Origin of the sequence: Paenibacillus sp. FSL R5-0810 (assembly GCF_038002285.1) — a bacterium.
In the GTDB taxonomy this organism is placed as follows: domain Bacteria; phylum Bacillota; class Bacilli; order Paenibacillales; family Paenibacillaceae; genus Paenibacillus_AQ; species Paenibacillus_AQ lactis.
In genome coordinates this window covers 1,492,673-1,509,174 of the sequence record NZ_JBBOCF010000001.1, presented here as the reverse complement: position 1 = coordinate 1,509,174, position 16,502 = coordinate 1,492,673, and the positions used below count along the sequence as shown (strand labels likewise).

The window sequence follows — 16,502 nt, the reverse complement described above, 5'->3', positions numbered from 1 at the left end:
CAACAAAAAAGTCGCGGGAATCCGCGACTTTGCGTTGGTGTGAGTTCTTGTCCACCCATCACTCGGACATACTTTGTTAACCCGTTCATTTTAAAAGAAATTCAATAAACATGTTAGCAGCATCACAACTAGAGGGCCGATCACGAAGAACCCTAGTAATAATGCAATGATCTTAAATGGCGCTGACATGCCATGGTTCATTTTTTAGCTCTCCTTCGTTAAACGCCTTATCATTTTCAGCCATAGGTTTATTTTACAATATGTGGGGCGTTAATGCTATAATTATACATTTGTAAACTAAGGTTACGTGTGATATAGGAAAGGCGCGCCCATCGAGGCAGCGCCTGATCATCCTTCCAATAACGCAAGCAACTGAAACGGTCTATCGATATGCGAGCTTTCGAACCAGCTATCAAGTCACCATTTCATACAAACTAGAGTCCATGCTCTCCACGAATGGCGACCAGTCCCCTGTCGTATAAAGCAAGAGCTGATGCATGGCCCGGGTACATGCCGTATACAAAAGCTTGCGATCGTTGTCCCGGCCGTAAGCATGCGGTGACGCCTCATATATCAGAACCGCATCGAACTCAACCCCCTTGGCGAGATACACGGGAATAACCATCGCACCTTTCTCAAAGGTTTCCGTTTCCTTCGTAATGAGCTGCAATGCTTCGCCTCCATGCTTCCGCAATGATTCGAAGGCTGAGCGGCTTTCGGCAGCCGTCTTCGTAATGACAGCAATAGATTCGAAGCCTTCGGCTTTAAGCGCTGCAATATCCTTTAATACACGTATGTCACGCATCTCTCCGTCTTCCACCTTCACAAGAAGCGGCTTCGGTCCGCTCCTTTCAAACGGGACGATTTCCGACGCGTCGGAGAGCAGCACCTTCGTAAATTCCACAATCTCCCGAGTTGAACGATAACTGCGCACTAGGCGGATCAAGCATGTTTCGGTTTCTCCATAGAGCCGGAACAGCGGTGACTCGGCATCCTGCAGATTCGTTGATTGCGTAAAAATCGCCTGCCCGAAATCACCAAGTACCGTCATGCGGGCACGCGGAAACAGTTTTTTGAGATACTCATATTGAAACGGTGAATAATCCTGCCCCTCATCAATGAAGACATGCCGAATCTCCGTGTTCGTGCGAACGCCTTCGATCAATTCTTTTAAATACAAATACGGAGTGGCATCCTCATAGAAAATTTCAAACTTCTCCAGCTTATCCTTGGTTTGCTTACAGATTTCAGACCATAGCACCGGGATATCGACCTCATTCGTCTTGTCCCGATAAGCAGCTTCATCGATAAATAGCTGGGTATACAGGCCGTGAACATCGATGAACGAAAATCTTTTGACATTTTTCCGGATCGGTTTGAAGCTTGCCTTTACGATCTTTTGGCGGAGTAAGTCCTCCTCCCGCTCGGCGAAGTCAAAGTCGCCTTCGTCTTCTCGGCGTTTGTTGCTTATTTTCTCGCGAACAACGGCGTAGTGCTCAGCAATGTCAAGCACTTCCCTTTCCTTATGCAGCTCACTGAATACTTCCGCATAGTGCTCGTTGTCGAGATAATGGAGCTCCTCCTCAACCCAGGAGGCCCCGAGCTCCTTGCGTTCCAGCAGTGAAAGCTCCTTCAGAATCCACTTCTGCAGGAGATCGACACGATTGGCCAAGCTCAAGGAAGTGTCGTATCCGTAAAATTGCGATCTCATTTGCTCGGCGGTGATCAGAACGCGATCCCGAAACCGAATGCCGTTGAACAGCATGCCCTCCCGCCCCAGCCACTGTGCATAATTCTGCAGGGCTTTCATGAAAGCCTCGGACGCCTTATACTTCATCCCCTGAAGGCGGGCCTCATCGTTTGGCGTTGATTGTGCGGTCAGCACATATTCGATCTGGCTGAAGGGATCCTCCACTTGGAAGGATGAACCGAGCCAATATTCGAGATATTCCTGGAAAGTCGTCTGCTGCATATTCTCCTCGCCAAGCTCGGGAAGGACGGAGGATACATAGCTGTTAAACATCTGGTTTGGTGAGAATAGAACGATCTGATCCGCCTTAAGCGAATCGCGGTTTTTGTACAGCAAGTACGCCACACGCTGTAAAGCCGCGGAGGTCTTCCCGCTTCCAGCTGCACCCTGCACAATAAGCAGCCGGCTGTGATCGTTCCGGATGATGGCATTTTGCTCCTTCTGGATGGTGGATACGATACTTTTCATTTGCGAGTCCGCGCCTTTGGCTAGCATCTGCTGAAGAAGCTCGTCGCCGATCGTCACGCTCGCGTCAAACATACGACGAAGCTGTCCATCCTGGATCTGGTATTGCCGTTTCAGCTCCATCGTACCCGTGATCCGCCCGACCGGAGTGTCGTAAGAGGCAGCGCCAGGGGAATGATCGTAGTAGAGACTTGCGATGGGGCTGCGCCAATCATATACCAGGAAGGTCAATCCATCTTCATCGACGAAGGAGGATACGCCGATATAAATCTGCTCGCTCCCGTTCAAGCCGTCCTCCAGAAAATCGACGCGTCCGAAATATGGAGAAGGCAGCATTCGATTGAAGCTCCTCCACTGCTGCAGCAGAAGCCGATGACGGCGCTCCCTTTCGGATAGTACCGCGGCCTGTTGTTTAATCGTATAAAAGGTTTCTTCAAATTCCTCGTCCGTACTCGTATTGACCGTAACCTCTTCCCAGAATCTCCTGCGAATCTCGGCTGCCTGATCGCTCAGACCGCTAACTTCCGGTTCCAACGCGTCGATCCTAGCCTTCAGCTTTTCCCTAACTTGATCCAGCCGTTCTTGTTCTAACCGCCATCCCTTAGCTTCCATCTCGCTTGAACACACTCCTTTTCATTCTGGTCTGAAAAAAGTGCATTGACAAATCAGAGGTCACTGATGTACAATTAAATTAGGAAAAGTAATTATAATATCAGATTAAACTTGATTTTCAATTGCGCTACTGATTATAACATAGCGCTTTTTCGCGTTCAATTATTTTTTTGTCTTTTGCCCCCCTTGGTGTTTAAGCCTAGCTTTTTTTATTTTTCGTAAAATCGAACGTACTCGCTATAAACCGGGAATGAGCATACAGCGACTAGATTAATAAAAATAGGAGTGCGGCTAAGCGATTGCCGGCGCTCCTATTTTCACGTTCCAGGGCAGGCCTCTTAAGTCCAGTACCCTGTTAATGACAAACCGTTCAAGGCGTAATCCCACACTGCTATATCATTGGGCCGTTCGAGGGGAACCTGCAGCGTGCTGATGCCGCCTAGTTCCCAATCGATCTCCTGAATCGACTCCAAACCGGATACAGGCTGCATGAATAAAATGCTGCAGCTGGCCGGCGTCAACGAAGACAGGACGGCATGAAGCGCGACGGCCTCTTGTACCCCGATCTCTCCCCACCGGACGAACAAAACGGAGCGGCTGTGTTGGAGCACATACCAAAACCGTTGAATGCGTCGGGCAAGCTTCTCCTGATATGCATTATAGGCCGCCACCCAATCCTGGTTCGGAACGATCGGGAAATCATGGACCGATATGATATTATAGCGCGAATCGAGAATAAAATGGGCGCTAAGGTGCGTCCCTCCTTCCGGCACAGTGATCCCTTCCTCCAGATAGGCTGAAGTCCCCTCTATCTTCCGGAGCTGTCCAAGCTCCATAAAGCCTTCAAACCGACTCTTAATCAAATGCGTCACATCCGTTACTGCGCTTGAGACCATCCAATCCAGCGGGAAGGAAAAACGCCGCAGCTGTTTGCGCTGCAAATAGATGGATGGCCCGCACCAACTGCCCAAGCTGATTATGACATCATATGCGCCTTTCAAGTCTCCCAGCTTCACATTCGTCACCACTTTCTTGTTGAGAACATCTGCTCTATTCTATGCATTGTGACAAGCAGCCGTATAGATGTTCGGGCAACGAGAAGCGATTACTGCCCTTGTTTTTCGATAGGGCAATCGTTTTCTGGTCCCATCGGTACCCTTTAGCGAATCCCCGCGCTTGTTGGATCGCTTCATATTCGGACTTGGCAAAGGACAAAAGGCTCGCTCTCCTTTGATTTATGCATGGTAACCTCCCTCCGAGTCATGTTCGTTTATATCAAAATTCACCTTCAGATGCTTTTCTTCCCCTGCTCCTTCGATGTCTAATCGACCTGGTCGCTTCGTCTGCTCAGCTCGCGGTTTCTCTGGGCCTCGACTACTTCAATGACTGCCGCCAGGAACGCCAGCGCCAATCCTTGTCCCCAGCCCTGTGCCCATTTCCGGTCAATGCCGAGATATCCTGCGATATCGTTCATGACCGCCGTACCACCGGACACGTTCAGGACCCGCCCGTTATCCGCAATATTGGCGAGCACGCCGTCCAATGCTCTTCTCACATATTTCGCGTGCAGCGGATTGCCCTGCATTACCATGGCTGCTGCAATTCCTGCTGTAGCCGATACTTCGCCGTAAGCATCCGGGTAATCGAGTACGGTGCCCCACAGCCCGTCCTCATGCTGCAGCCGTTTAACGGCTGCCAATTGGTCGCGCAAGGAGCTCCATATATGCATCATCGGAGGATAAAGATACCCTTCCGGCAGCCCCCTTGCCGCACGGGACATCGTATAGGCTGCCCAGGCGTTAGCGCGCGCCCAATGGATGGCGGACATATGGTCCTTTTTGACGTGGTTGTATCCATGGTACCACAGCCCGGAATCCTCATCTTGCAGGTAATGAATATGCCGTTCGAATTGATGCAGCGCGTCGTCTATAAGCGTCTTCTTCTCAAGCATCACGCCGACCCGAAGCTCCAAATATGCTGCCATGAACAGGGTATCCGCCCAGCACTGCTCCGGAAAGTCATTGTTGGCCGACACCGTATGCTGAAGGACCCGGTCACCGAAGCGCAAAGCTTGATGCTCCAAATAATCAATTTTACTTAAAATGAGATCCAGATATTTTTGATCCTTTGTCTGATCATACAGGGTCAACAGCATATGCCCCATCGCGCAAGTGTTCACGGTCCATTCTTCCGGAATGCCCGCTTCGAGGTACTCCTCCACCCAATCGATCATCCGATCCAGGTAAGCGTGCTCGCCCGTGACCTCGAACAGCCGGCTAATCCCGTAGAATGCGACGCCGCCCGGCCAGTCCCACGTCAAATCCATACCGAACGTATAGTCCGCAATGCGCTTCGCGGTTTCCTTCAAATCTTCTAAAGCAATATCTAGTTTCAGATTCATATTACCCTCCATATCATTCAGAGCCCCCGCTTGCGGCAGGAGCTCTGTGTATTGGTTGTACGATTGATTGTACCGTTCGAGGCAGCCGTACGAAATGTTCATACGGTCGCCGCTGCTAGCAGATTCACTAATTTAATTATAATCGGATCATTTCTTTCCTCCAACTTCGTATATCGCTAGATTTTCACGATTACCGGAATTGACCTGCATCAATCGCTTTTTGCTTCTCGTCCAAAATCTCCTGGTAGCCTGCGTCGAGGAATTTCTGCTTGGCCGCTTCGTATCTCGCATCGAACTGGTCGGCCGGCGCAAGGATAATATCAAGATACAGCTCCTGGAAGAGGTTGTTCAAATCCGCCTTATACTCGGTAACCTTTTCTAGAACTACGGTGAACAGCGGATCCGGCGTCTGGTATGGTTTGGTCTCGTTACGGTATTTAATCATGTCCTCGACAATCTGCTCGTAACCTGCAGGCGTCCAGTTATTTTTGTTCGCCTTAAGGGTAAGTTCTGGCGTCGCGAAGGATGGTGCTTCCGTAACAAGTGCCCAATAGTCCTTGTTATTGTTCTGAGATAGTACGGATTCTCCCTTGAAATCCGGATTTTTCACCGGAAGGCCATCGGAATCGAGCGTATAATTCTCGCCTTCCACCCCGTTCTGGAGGAACATCAGGTTCTCCGGTTGGCTCATCCACTCGAGATACATCCATACCGCCGTGCGCTCCTCAGCCGTCGATTCATGATTAATTCCCATGATCAGGCCGAACGGCCAGTCGGCGCGTCCTTGCGGCACATTCCCCTCCGGTACGCCCGAGCCTGGAGGAAGCACGGCCAATTCAGCATCCGGATTATTTTTCAGCGTAGCTTCAAACACATCGGTGTTGTTGGTAAGGTATAGACCATAGGTGCCTGTATTCCCCGCTACAAATTCGGCCTTGAGCTTGTTATCATCGTCGCGAAGATAGAACTCTTTGTCAATAAGTCCGTTATGGTATTGATAGCTAAGGTTACGCAGCCAGGCTTCGGAAGCCGGCGTCGTAAAGTCCGCAACAGACAAATCGGAGTAAAGCGCGTGCGTCTTCGGATCGATCGGCCAATCACGGAATGCGTAGCTATAGTTGAATACATTCCGCGTCAATCCGGCCCCCGCAACGCCGATCCCTGCTTCCTTCCATTTGACAAGCATTTCATTGTACTTCTCAAGCGAGGTCAAGTCCTCGACTTTCATGCCCACCTTCTCCACCCAGTCTTTACGAATGATGCTGACAAAGTTATTGAAATCAGGACGCGCAGCGAATACGAACGTATTTTTCCCATCAACTATCCCGTATTGCAGAATCGTCTCGCTCAAATTGCTCCAATATGTTGGAGCATAGTGTTCAATCTCTTTCCAGTCCAGCTCCTGCATAACACCTTCCCCGTAATATGCAAGCGCTTGCGGCATGTCGTAGTGGAAAATAATATCCGGCGCTTTGCCTGCAGCGAGCAGCTGCTGATAAGTCGTCACTTCGTTCGTACGGGCGATCGGCGTAAACTTGACCTCGATATTGTATTTGTCGCCGAATTCCTTCTGAATCCAGCGGGTGTAATAGTTGTCCGTGACGTTCCAGCCCTCGAACGCACGCTCATATACCGGGATTTCGAGCGTAACTCTCTCCGGAAAGCCTTGCGAGTAATCGGGATAGCTGCCTTCGGCGTTTTCGCTTGGAGTGGCACCTTCATTCGTTGGAGCTGGCTCCTTCTTACTATTGGTGCTGCTCCCCGTGCAGCCAGCTAGAAGCGCGGTAATCAAGATGAAAGCCATGAACAATGACATGATTTTCGGTTTGCTCATCGTATATCCCCTTTTCACCTTCAAATTATCGAAGCAACGGAATCGCAGACGTTATTCCTTGATAGCACCAAGCATGACTCCCTTTACAAAATACTTTTGAATGAACGGATAGACACAAATGATCGGCAAAGTCGCGAAAACGACACACGCTGCCTTGAGCACTTCAGGATTGCTGAGCGAGACCTGCGTCATCTCTAGCTGAAAGCTCTCGCTGGCCTGAACCACCAGGTAATATAGTTTCAGCTGCAGCGGCCGCAGATCGACATTATGCTTAATATAGAACAGCGCGTCCTGATAAGCGTTCCAGCGTCCGACCGCGTAGAATAGGGACAATGTCGCCAGAATCGGCTTGGAGAGCGGCAGCACGATGCTGAACAGAATCCGGAAATGCCCCGCCCCATCCATCCGGGCCGATTCTTCCAAGCTCGCCGGAATATTGCTGGAAATCGAAGTTCTTAAGATCAGCAGGTTGAACGCGCTAAAGGAAAGCGGCAATATGAGAGACCAGATCGAATCAAGCATCCCCAAGCTGTTGATCAGCATATATTCAGGAATGATGCCGCCTCCAAAGAACATCGTAAACATGAAGATGAAGGTGAAGAACGAACGGCCCTTCAGCTGTTTTCGGGATAGCGGGTAGGCTGCGCAAATGGTGACGATCATGCCGATCACGGTGAACAGCACCGTAATGATCACGGATATGTAAAGCGACCTCAGGATGCTCTGATCGGCAAACACTTTGCCGTAAGCATCCAGCGTGAAGCCCGCCGGCCAGAGAAACACCTTGTTAGCAATAACGTAAGCGTCCTCGCTTAAAGATTTGGCGACGACATGAACGAATGGCAGCAAGCAAGCCAGTGAGGCTGCAATGAGAAAGAGACGGATCAGAATATCCCATAGGTCCAGTTTCCTGATGCGGAGCACGGCATGGCTGCTGGCGGTTGTTTTCATCGCTTCCCTCCTTTCTATATCACGCCGTCTTCGCCCAATTTCTTGGCAACCCGATCCGCCAACAAAATGAGGACGAGCCCTACGACTGCCTGAAACAATCCGAGGGCGGTTGCTCGGCTGAAGTTGCCACCCTCGATCCCCCAGCGGTATACGAGAACGGGTATGGTCGTGGTGAACTCCGTGGTTGCTTTATTCGATAAGGCAAAGACCCGCTCGAAGGAACCAGCCATCACATGGCCCAGGTTCAAAATAAGCAAGGTCACGATCGTCACCCGGATCGAGGGCAGCGTGATGTTCCACATTTTCCGCCATCGGCCCGCACCATCCACGACCGCCGCTTCATATAGCTCGGGATTAATGCCGCTTATCGCAGCCAGGTAGATGATGGTTCCCCAGCCCATGCTCTGCCATACGCCAATGAAGATATAGCTGATTAGCCAATTGACGTTATCTTGAAGGAACGGAATTCGTGTCCCCCCCAAATTGGCGATCAGATTATTGATCATGCCGGTTCCTTCGCCCAGCAATTGATAGGCGATTGCCCCGATAATGACCCAGGACAGAAAGTGCGGTAAATAGAGCAGCGTCTGATTCACGCGCTTGAATAAAGCGTTCTTTACCTCGTTGAGCAATAATGCCAGGATGATTGGCATGGTAAAACTAAATATCAGATCCGACACGTTCAGCAACAGCGTATTGCGAATGGCGCGACCGAAATCGGATTTGGCGAAAATGTCCTTGAACACTTCCAGCCCGACCCATTCACTGCCCCAAAATCCGTGGGCAATCTTATAATCCTTAAACGCAAGGATAAGACCGCTCATCGGCGCGTACTTAAAGACCAAGACAAACGCTAACGGGATGAGAAGCAGAAAATAGAGCTGCCAATCCCGACGAAGATAATAAAGGATTCCCTGTTTCTTTTCTAGGAAGGGAATTGAAGCGGTTTCAAATCCTGATGCAGTGTCTGGGACTTTCAAAATTTCACCTCCTCCATGGCTTGATCTCCTCCGTGCATTCCCCTTAATGGATGACCTCGAGGTTGGACATATCATATCGTCCCGATCATCCAAAGGTAAACGCCGAATATTGATACACTGCAGCCACTTTTGATTCAAATTCCATCTGATCCGTAATTCCTGAGAAACTAAGAATCATTTATGGCTGCTTGAATCAAATAGGGTGTGTTGTCCGTTCCGGCAGCTACATCAGTTAGCCTGTGGACCAAGCTTATGGACCGTTTCAGCCAGGCCACGAGGTTTTGGATCTGTGCAGCTTGTAGCTGCTCGGCGGCATCCCTTCGAATTTTCGGAACAGGCGATTGAAGCTTCGTACATTCATGTAACCTACCTCGGACGCAATTTGGGCAATCGACAGGTTACTGTCAAGAAGCAGCTCTTTGGCCTTCTCGATCCGCAGCAGGTTGAGATAGTCGGACAGGCTTTTGCCCGTTTGTTCGTAGACGATCTTTCGCATGTAAGAGTAGCTGATACCGATTTCCTTAGCCATCTCTTCAAACACCACTTCCTCACGATAGTGCTCATTCAAATAATGGATGATTCGCTCGGCATATTTGTGGGTCCCGCCCGGTGAGCGCGTAAGGTAGTGAACAATTTCGCTGTAAAATCCAATCAGATATTCTTCAAGCTCATCGAGTGTATCGAATGAAGCCAATGCAGCATAAATATTCCCCCTCCTGGAGAAAATCCGCGCGGTGCTGACGTTATTCTCTCTAAGGTGCTTAATGGTCACGCCAACCAATTGATGATAGATGAATAAGATATTATCGTAGGACACGTAATCGGCAGAACGGATTTCGACGCGTATGATTCTCAGCTCTTCAATGATGCTGTCCAGATTGCCTTGGTCAAGGAAGTTTAGAATTCGTCTTTCGCTGTTAGACGGATAGATATATTTTTTGTCCCGACCTTCTTCCTCCTTCCAATATGTGATGCCACCGCTGCCGGCGATCATCCGCTGCTTGATCGCTTCCAGCGCCTCCGCCAGCCGATCCGAGACCAGCCGGATTGAATCTGCCGGACGGCTCACACCAATTGTGACTGAATGCTCCAGCAATTCAGCTGCATCGTCCTTCATCTTTTCTAAAGCGGCATGAATGCCGATTCTATGGTTGTCATCTTCGTCCTGTCCATAGTTGATCAGGATGGCGAAGTGCCCGTCGCCGTGATAGACGCAGCGCGCTTGAACGCCTTTGTCGAACAAGTGAGCACATTTCGAGATGAGCAAGTAGCGATGGTAGCTGCGCGTTTCCGGATTGTTCCGGCTTATATAATTCCGGTAACCGTCGATGGAAACGACGGCTACAAGAAAGTGCAAGTCCGGGAAAATTTCTTCCGCCTGAGACGTTACTTCCCCCCGCAGCAAACGATGGATGGCGTGGCTTTGGGCATCCTGCTCGCGGATACTCAGCAGCTGATACAACCCTTCCTCCTCTTCCTGCATCCGCCTGAATGCAGCCTCCAGAAAGACGAACTCATTCTTATTGCGGACCCCCGGATTGACGCGACCGCGAACGGTACGAACCAGTTCCCTGACCGGCTTGGACAACCAAGTGGCAATGAAAACGGTCAGGATGGATCCCGCGAAAATAATGACGATCGTAAGGAATATGATGCTTCGCTGCAAATTGTGGGGCTTGTTCATCAAATCATCGACTGAGTAGATGCTTACGTTTGTCCAACCGAATTCTTTCGTACGGGACCACGCATACAGTAATCGTTCGCCGTTAAGCTCACGGAACATATACCCTTCAGGCAATGCCTCCTGGGCGATATCGTGGATGAATGGTTCCTCATACGCGTTCTTGAGCAGCAAATTCTTGTCATGATGGGAGATGATTGTCCCGCTTGACTTCATGAGAAAATAACCTTGTTTCCCCGATTTCGTTGATTGCAGGTACTGCTGGATTTGACTCTCCTTCAAATTGACAACAATCGTTCCGCGAGTAGCGGTTGAAAGCCGATTTAAAGGCAATGCGAACGATAAGACATTCACGCCCGAATCAAGCTTGCGCGGATACCATACGCCGCGGATTCCTTTTTGCTCCATAAGCGCTTCGTTCAGCCAGTCGATCGGCTCGTATTTGTCCAAGCTTGTAATGCCTTTGTCCGTCGATATTACGTAATTCGCATCGTCAAGATAAAAGAAAGACGAATATACCCCGTCGACGCTCTGATTCAGATTCAACAATTCCTTGAGTACCGCCATTGCCTTGCTTACATTCATGTAATTCGTTTTGAGTTCAGCCAGAGACTTAAACGGACGGATTCGATCGAAGATGTCGGTGCCGCCAAGGCGTACCGTATTCTGGGATAGATTGCTCAGAGCATTCTCATTCAGCTCGCGATTGGCATTTAGTTCTGCAAGCGAGGTTTCGGCGAAGGCATGCTCCGAATTTTGCAGGATCTGGGAGCTGCTGTACCAGGTTAAGATGGCCATCGGTACGGCCATGATGCAGAATAGGATAAATGCCAATTGCATCATCATTGGAATTCGCTTCATTGGACCCCTCCATACCCTAAATTGATTGCATAAGAAAAAAACACTTATGTATGTATTAAGATAACTAAAGCGCTTTCATTTGTCTTCGCTTTTAGGTGTCTGTTTTGTTCAGATTTCGCATTATATGTTAAGTCAATGGGGACCAGCTCGTAAATCGCCATAACTGATCTTCATGATCAAAATCTGATCCTTTTGCGAAAATGGGATCAAATTTTGCCAAGATGATCAGTAATGTCGTGCGTCAATTATGTTCCCGTTGGATCATCACCTGACCAGATATAAAATAACATTTGTCATCCTTGTGCATGGTTAGCAGCGCAAGTCAGCTTGATACGGTTACGTTGATTACCGTCGATTGACTATGTAAGACACAGCACCAAACAACCGCCGTGCAGTGACGGCGGTTGTTTGGTGTTATGACGGACTACGATACGGCCTAACGTTGCGTTCGACAACTGTCGATCACGAACAAAAAAATACATCATCTGCTCCTCTAAACGTTTGGATTTTTAGGCAGGCTGTTTTTTATTTTTGTTAGATAAAACCGATCTTATGCAGCATATTTCATGATTTACCAAGCAGCAGCACGCACTTGCCGAATCATGTGAACTATGATATTTTAGTTTCCAAGTAAACAAAATGGAGTGTGGACCGAAGCATGGATTATCCTGACCGTATCAAGACGTTAATTTATGAACAGCTGCTTCATTTTTCCCATTTGCATGAACAGAGAATGGAGCTGGAGCTTAAAGAAATCAAAAAGATGGTACAGCTTCAGCAGCTGAAAGACGTGCCTGGAAACTTATCGACCATTCATGTTCTGGATTGTATCGGCGATCATGAACCGATCAATCATTCCGCGATTGCCGAGAAATTAAAATTGTCAAAGGCCAGCATTACCAAGATTAGCAAAAAGCTGCTTGAGCTTGAGCTTATTCATCGGACCCAGCTCAATGATAATCGCAAAGAGGTGTACTTTCGTCTTACCCCCCAAGGGAAACAGCTGTTTGAAATGCATCGGTCTATGCACGAAGCGGAAGAGCAGCGATTTATGCGTTTTTTGGACCATTACTCCGACGATGAGCTGCATACGATTTTGAAGTTCTTTCAGGGAATGGCCCGGTACATAGACGAGAGATAAACAAATTTTTTTAATATTTTTGTTTACTAGTAAACAATTTTCCGAGGAGGAATTACATTGAATTATTCCCAAACGATAAGAGAACGCAGAACCATCCGGAGATTCAACCCAACCCCGGTTGACCCTGATATAATCGTATCCTTGCTGACTGATGCAGCCAAACTGTACGAGACCGAAGGTACACCGCGCTGGCGCTGCCTATACGCCGGCACGGCAGAGTCGCGTCAAAGGCTGGTTGAGAGCATGATCGCCAAAATGAAGGAAAGCAAATTCGGCAAGCTTATCCCTGCTAAAATGATCAATTATTTCATAAAACAGATAACGGATATTCCCTCGCACCTGATCTTCATCGCGGAATCCGCCTCCGATCAGCGACAGCGCGATGAAAATTACGCTGGCGTGTGCAGTATCATGGAAAATTTTCTCCTGCTTGGTTGGGAGCGCGGGTTGGGCGCGCTGTGGGACACGGATCCGATGCTTCAAAGCGAATCGTTTCTTGCGGAAATCGGTTTGCAAGAGGGGGAACGTTTTGCTGGAATTTTACACGTGGGATATTTCGATAAAGTGCCGAGAGCCCGAAGAAGAACGCCGGCGGAACAAAAATGGACCTTGATCGTCGGAGACGGACAGCCGAGTGAAGTGCAATCGAATAACGCCCGGATTTCAGAGCAAAGCATTCTGGAGGTTCTGAATGACGCCGTCTGGGCGCCTAATGACGGATTAAGGGAACCGTGGCGTTTTATCTATGTAACGGGCAGCGGAGCAGCCGGAAAGCTGCCTGTCTTGCAAGGGAATCCTTCGTCTGCCCTCCTCCTAGTCGTAGCCAAGGAAGAAGCAGATTCACATAAGCAGGAGGAGGATTATGCAGCGGTATGCTGTTTGATCCAGAACTTTCAATTGCTGGCCAAATCCAAACCGTGGTACGCACGCCGAACGGTCCCGGAATGGATATATAACCAGGATCATTGCAAGCTATTCGGCATCCGTCCACTGGAGCGGATCGTAGCGGTGCTGGAGCTCGGGGAAGATGATCCATTCTCACAATCGGCACCGTCTGCTCCCCCATTGCTGAACCTCACGCATTTATGATGATATAGGAAAAAAAGGACATTCGTTCCTTCAAACGAATGTCCTTACGACCCTTTTTAGAAAATACGGTGGATCCTGCTTGCAATATCAAACGAACAGCTCAACACCAAAGAAGAGCAGCAAGCTGCTGACACTTGTGTAGGCGCTTAGGAGGTGCTGTTTGGATTCCTTATTGAAGCGTCTTTCAACAACGGATCGGAATGCATGCAGAAAGACTAGCACAAGAATAAAGTCCTGATAAGCCTCCCATCTCCATTCCAGAACAAGCCTCGTGTAGAAGAGGGCGATTAAAGAAACCGCAACAATGATGAGCTCCCCCATGAGATGAAATCGGTTGATATGCTTATACAACGGCCCATTTGAATTGTAGGTGACTTTCATTTTTTTTCTCATCCATAAGTAACCGATAACGACTACGAGTGCATACAAAATGATACTAATCTGAAACATTCAACTGCCCCCTTTCTAAGATAATGGACAGTATCACTTTTGACTTAACGCTCAAGTTTTGTGTACAGCTGCTCGAATTTGGTAATAAAGGTGATCCCTTCCTATTAAAATACACTACTTTCTTGTTTGGATCAATGGATTTAAGGAAACGCCTTCTTAATTGATTAATAAACTCACACCATGCTTCCAGGTTAACATAAGGAATCATCGGAGTGGCTGATATTTAATACTCGAGACCGCTCTGCTGCTCTTTATCTAACGGGTACTTCTTGGTCAACAAGGACTTGAGCTTCATGGGAAACAAAAAAAGCCGCGGATTCCGCGACTCCTTACTACGAAATTTTCAATGCATATAGCTGCGAGCTGATCTCATCAAGCTTCTCCTTAATCAAAATCGCCTCGGCATATCGGGCCGGAATGCCCGCATAACCGTAGTAGATGCCTGCTAACCCACCGGCGATCGCGCCGATCGTATCGGAATCACCGCCTAGATTTGCCGCCTTCTGCACGACTTCTGCATAATCCGACGTTTGGAGCAGGATGTGGAGCACCCACCGGAAGGTATGTACCACATACCCGCTTGTCGGACAATCCGGCCGTTCTTCAATGATGTCCTCGTATTCGCTTCCCGCCACTTCGGCCATGATCGCCGTTCTTAAGTGTTCTCCCTGCAGAAGGCGCTGAGCCATTCGGTTATACATGATGCAGGCTTCAGTACACCTTGGATCATAATGCGTCATGCGTGACTGCATAGCCGTCATTCGATCAATATCTGCCGGGTCCTTATACGCTAACGCCGCAGGCAGGCATCGCATGAGGGATCCGTTCCCGCCGCTTTGCCCCATATCCATGTGCGCCACAAACGCGGCTTCGAGCCAATCGCCCTCGTATTTTTGAAACACGTGTCGGATGATATTCCCTATGTCTTTAGGTCTCGATTGATACCATTCCATAAAGAAACGCCCGATTGCTTCCATTGGTTCAACAGGATTTTCGAGGATTCCTGCTGCCACGCACAGGGTCATCATCGTATCATCGGTCACTTCCCCAGGCTCCAGGTGCCATACCCCACCGCCAATGATCTCCGTCAAATAACCATGCTTCTCCTCGATCTCCCGTTCAGTCATAAACTCCGTCGTTCCGCCAAGCGCGTCGCCCACAGCCACCCCGTACAGCCCGCCCTTGATTCGGTCAAATATTATGTTATCCATTCAAGCACCTCACATTTACTGAAGTTCTTCGTCGAGAGCGTTCTTTGGGGATGTATAGGATTATAGCATATGTAGAAGCCTCTTAGAGCCTCAATAAGTCATCATAAGAAATTTTCGAGGTCGAGGTCATTAGCTCGAAGCTGCCCCTATCCAACATGTCCCGGCCGATGGACTGCAATAAGGATACCGCAGCTCGGAATGGCCCGGAGCCGGTACTGATTCGCTGGATGCCGAGCGCTTCAAGTTCATGCGCTGGAGGCAATTCGGGTACAGCCAATACATTAATCGGGCCGTTTATTTCTTGCCTGAGTGTCCGGATGTCAGAGACTGTTTTGATTCCGGGGACAAAAATACAATCTGCGCCTGCTTCCTGATAAGCATGCGCCCGTTTAATTGTTTCCTCGAGCTTAGTGAAAGGAGTCTCTAACTTGATCCAGTAGGGATCCGTTCGGGCATTGATAAAGACGGGAATGCCAATGCGTTTCCCAAGCTCACGGATGGCGGCGATTTTCTTTTGCTGATCAGGAATATCATACAGCGGCATTTGCGGATCCATGGTGCTGTCTTCCAGATTGATCCCTACCGCGCCGGCGTTGATTATCTGTTTGACCGTTTCAACAATTTCCTCTGGGGTCTCTCCATAGCCGTCTTCGATATCCACGGTTACGGGAATGTCGACGGCTTGAACAATGCTGCGGACGGCATCCAGCATCGTGTCAAACGGCATGCTGCGGTCGGCATAACCACGAGATGCCGCAATGCCAGCACTGGTCGTGCCCAGAGCTTGGAAGCCGCATTGCGCGAAAATTTTCGCGCTCACAGCATCCCATGCGTTAGGCAAAATAAAGAAGCTCGAGTGAAGCCTTCTGAAATTCATCGCCTTTTGAACTAGTTGTGTCCCTTCCATCTTACGCCCTCCCAACTCAATTTCTTCATATATGCAGCCCCGTTACATATTACACCAGGTATGATTCGATAACTATCGAAGTATGGAATGCACATGCCCGCTCCGCTCCTGCACTCGTCTTAGAAATGAACAGAGCCGTTCTCGGCAACAGTCGTTCCCAGACCCTACA

The 16,502-nt window shown here is 49.1% G+C and carries 12 protein-coding genes; 2 read left to right on the top strand and 10 right to left on the bottom strand.

Annotated features, from left to right (window positions below):
* Positions 1 to 412: 412 nt before the first annotated feature.
* The 7 genes from helD to MKX76_RS06815 form a co-directional block, all read right to left on the bottom strand.
* A complete protein-coding gene (gene helD, locus MKX76_RS06845) occupies positions 413 to 2,827 on the bottom strand; it encodes an RNA polymerase recycling motor HelD (protein ID WP_007128200.1) in 2,415 nt (804 codons plus the stop codon).
* Between the two features lie 338 nt (positions 2,828 to 3,165).
* Positions 3,166 to 3,843, bottom strand: a complete 678-nt coding sequence (locus MKX76_RS06840; protein ID WP_034273142.1) for a DUF1796 family putative cysteine peptidase — start codon at positions 3,841 to 3,843, stop codon at positions 3,166 to 3,168.
* Positions 3,844 to 4,148: 305 nt separating this feature from the next.
* A complete protein-coding gene (locus tag MKX76_RS06835) occupies positions 4,149 to 5,228 on the bottom strand; it encodes a glycoside hydrolase family 88/105 protein (RefSeq protein ID WP_341033266.1) in 1,080 nt (359 codons plus the stop codon).
* 190 nt (positions 5,229 to 5,418) lie between these two features.
* Complete coding sequence (locus MKX76_RS06830) at positions 5,419 to 7,062, bottom strand: extracellular solute-binding protein (protein WP_341033265.1); 1,644 nt, start codon at positions 7,060 to 7,062, stop codon at positions 5,419 to 5,421.
* A gap of 51 nt (positions 7,063 to 7,113) precedes the next feature.
* Positions 7,114 to 8,013 carry an ABC transporter permease subunit gene (locus MKX76_RS06825; protein ID WP_028405102.1) on the bottom strand — a complete coding sequence of 300 codons (900 nt, stop codon included), beginning with the start codon at positions 8,011 to 8,013 and terminating at the stop codon, positions 7,114 to 7,116.
* A gap of 14 nt (positions 8,014 to 8,027) precedes the next feature.
* Entirely contained in the window at positions 8,028 to 8,993 is a 966-nt protein-coding gene (locus MKX76_RS06820; protein ID WP_260986023.1) for an ABC transporter permease, read from the bottom strand.
* 262 nt (positions 8,994 to 9,255) lie between these two features.
* Entirely contained in the window at positions 9,256 to 11,535 is a 2,280-nt protein-coding gene (locus MKX76_RS06815; RefSeq protein ID WP_144872271.1) for a helix-turn-helix domain-containing protein, read from the bottom strand.
* Between the two features lie 658 nt (positions 11,536 to 12,193).
* Here MKX76_RS06815 and MKX76_RS06810 point away from each other — a divergent pair.
* Together MKX76_RS06810 and MKX76_RS06805 are read left to right on the top strand one after the other, a co-directional pair.
* Positions 12,194 to 12,676 (top strand): MarR family transcriptional regulator, encoded by a 483-nt coding sequence (locus MKX76_RS06810; protein WP_007128208.1) that lies wholly within the window; start codon positions 12,194 to 12,196, stop codon positions 12,674 to 12,676.
* Positions 12,677 to 12,733: 57 nt separating this feature from the next.
* A complete protein-coding gene (locus MKX76_RS06805; protein WP_340900460.1) occupies positions 12,734 to 13,765 on the top strand; it encodes a nitroreductase family protein in 1,032 nt (343 codons plus the stop codon).
* Between the two features lie 87 nt (positions 13,766 to 13,852).
* Here MKX76_RS06805 and MKX76_RS06800 read toward each other — a convergent pair whose 3' ends face one another.
* The 3 genes from MKX76_RS06800 to MKX76_RS06790 form a co-directional block, all read right to left on the bottom strand.
* Positions 13,853 to 14,215, bottom strand: coding sequence for a DUF4181 domain-containing protein (locus MKX76_RS06800; RefSeq protein WP_341033263.1), 363 nt, complete (start codon positions 14,213 to 14,215; stop codon positions 13,853 to 13,855).
* Positions 14,216 to 14,547: 332 nt separating this feature from the next.
* A complete protein-coding gene (locus tag MKX76_RS06795) occupies positions 14,548 to 15,426 on the bottom strand; it encodes an ADP-ribosylglycohydrolase family protein (protein ID WP_028405105.1) in 879 nt (292 codons plus the stop codon).
* Positions 15,427 to 15,508: 82 nt separating this feature from the next.
* The gene (locus MKX76_RS06790) at positions 15,509 to 16,333 is read right to left on the bottom strand and encodes an isocitrate lyase/PEP mutase family protein (RefSeq protein ID WP_341033262.1); all 825 of its coding nucleotides are present in this window, start codon (positions 16,331 to 16,333) and stop codon (positions 15,509 to 15,511) included.
* Between the last annotated feature and the right edge of the window lie 169 nt (positions 16,334 to 16,502).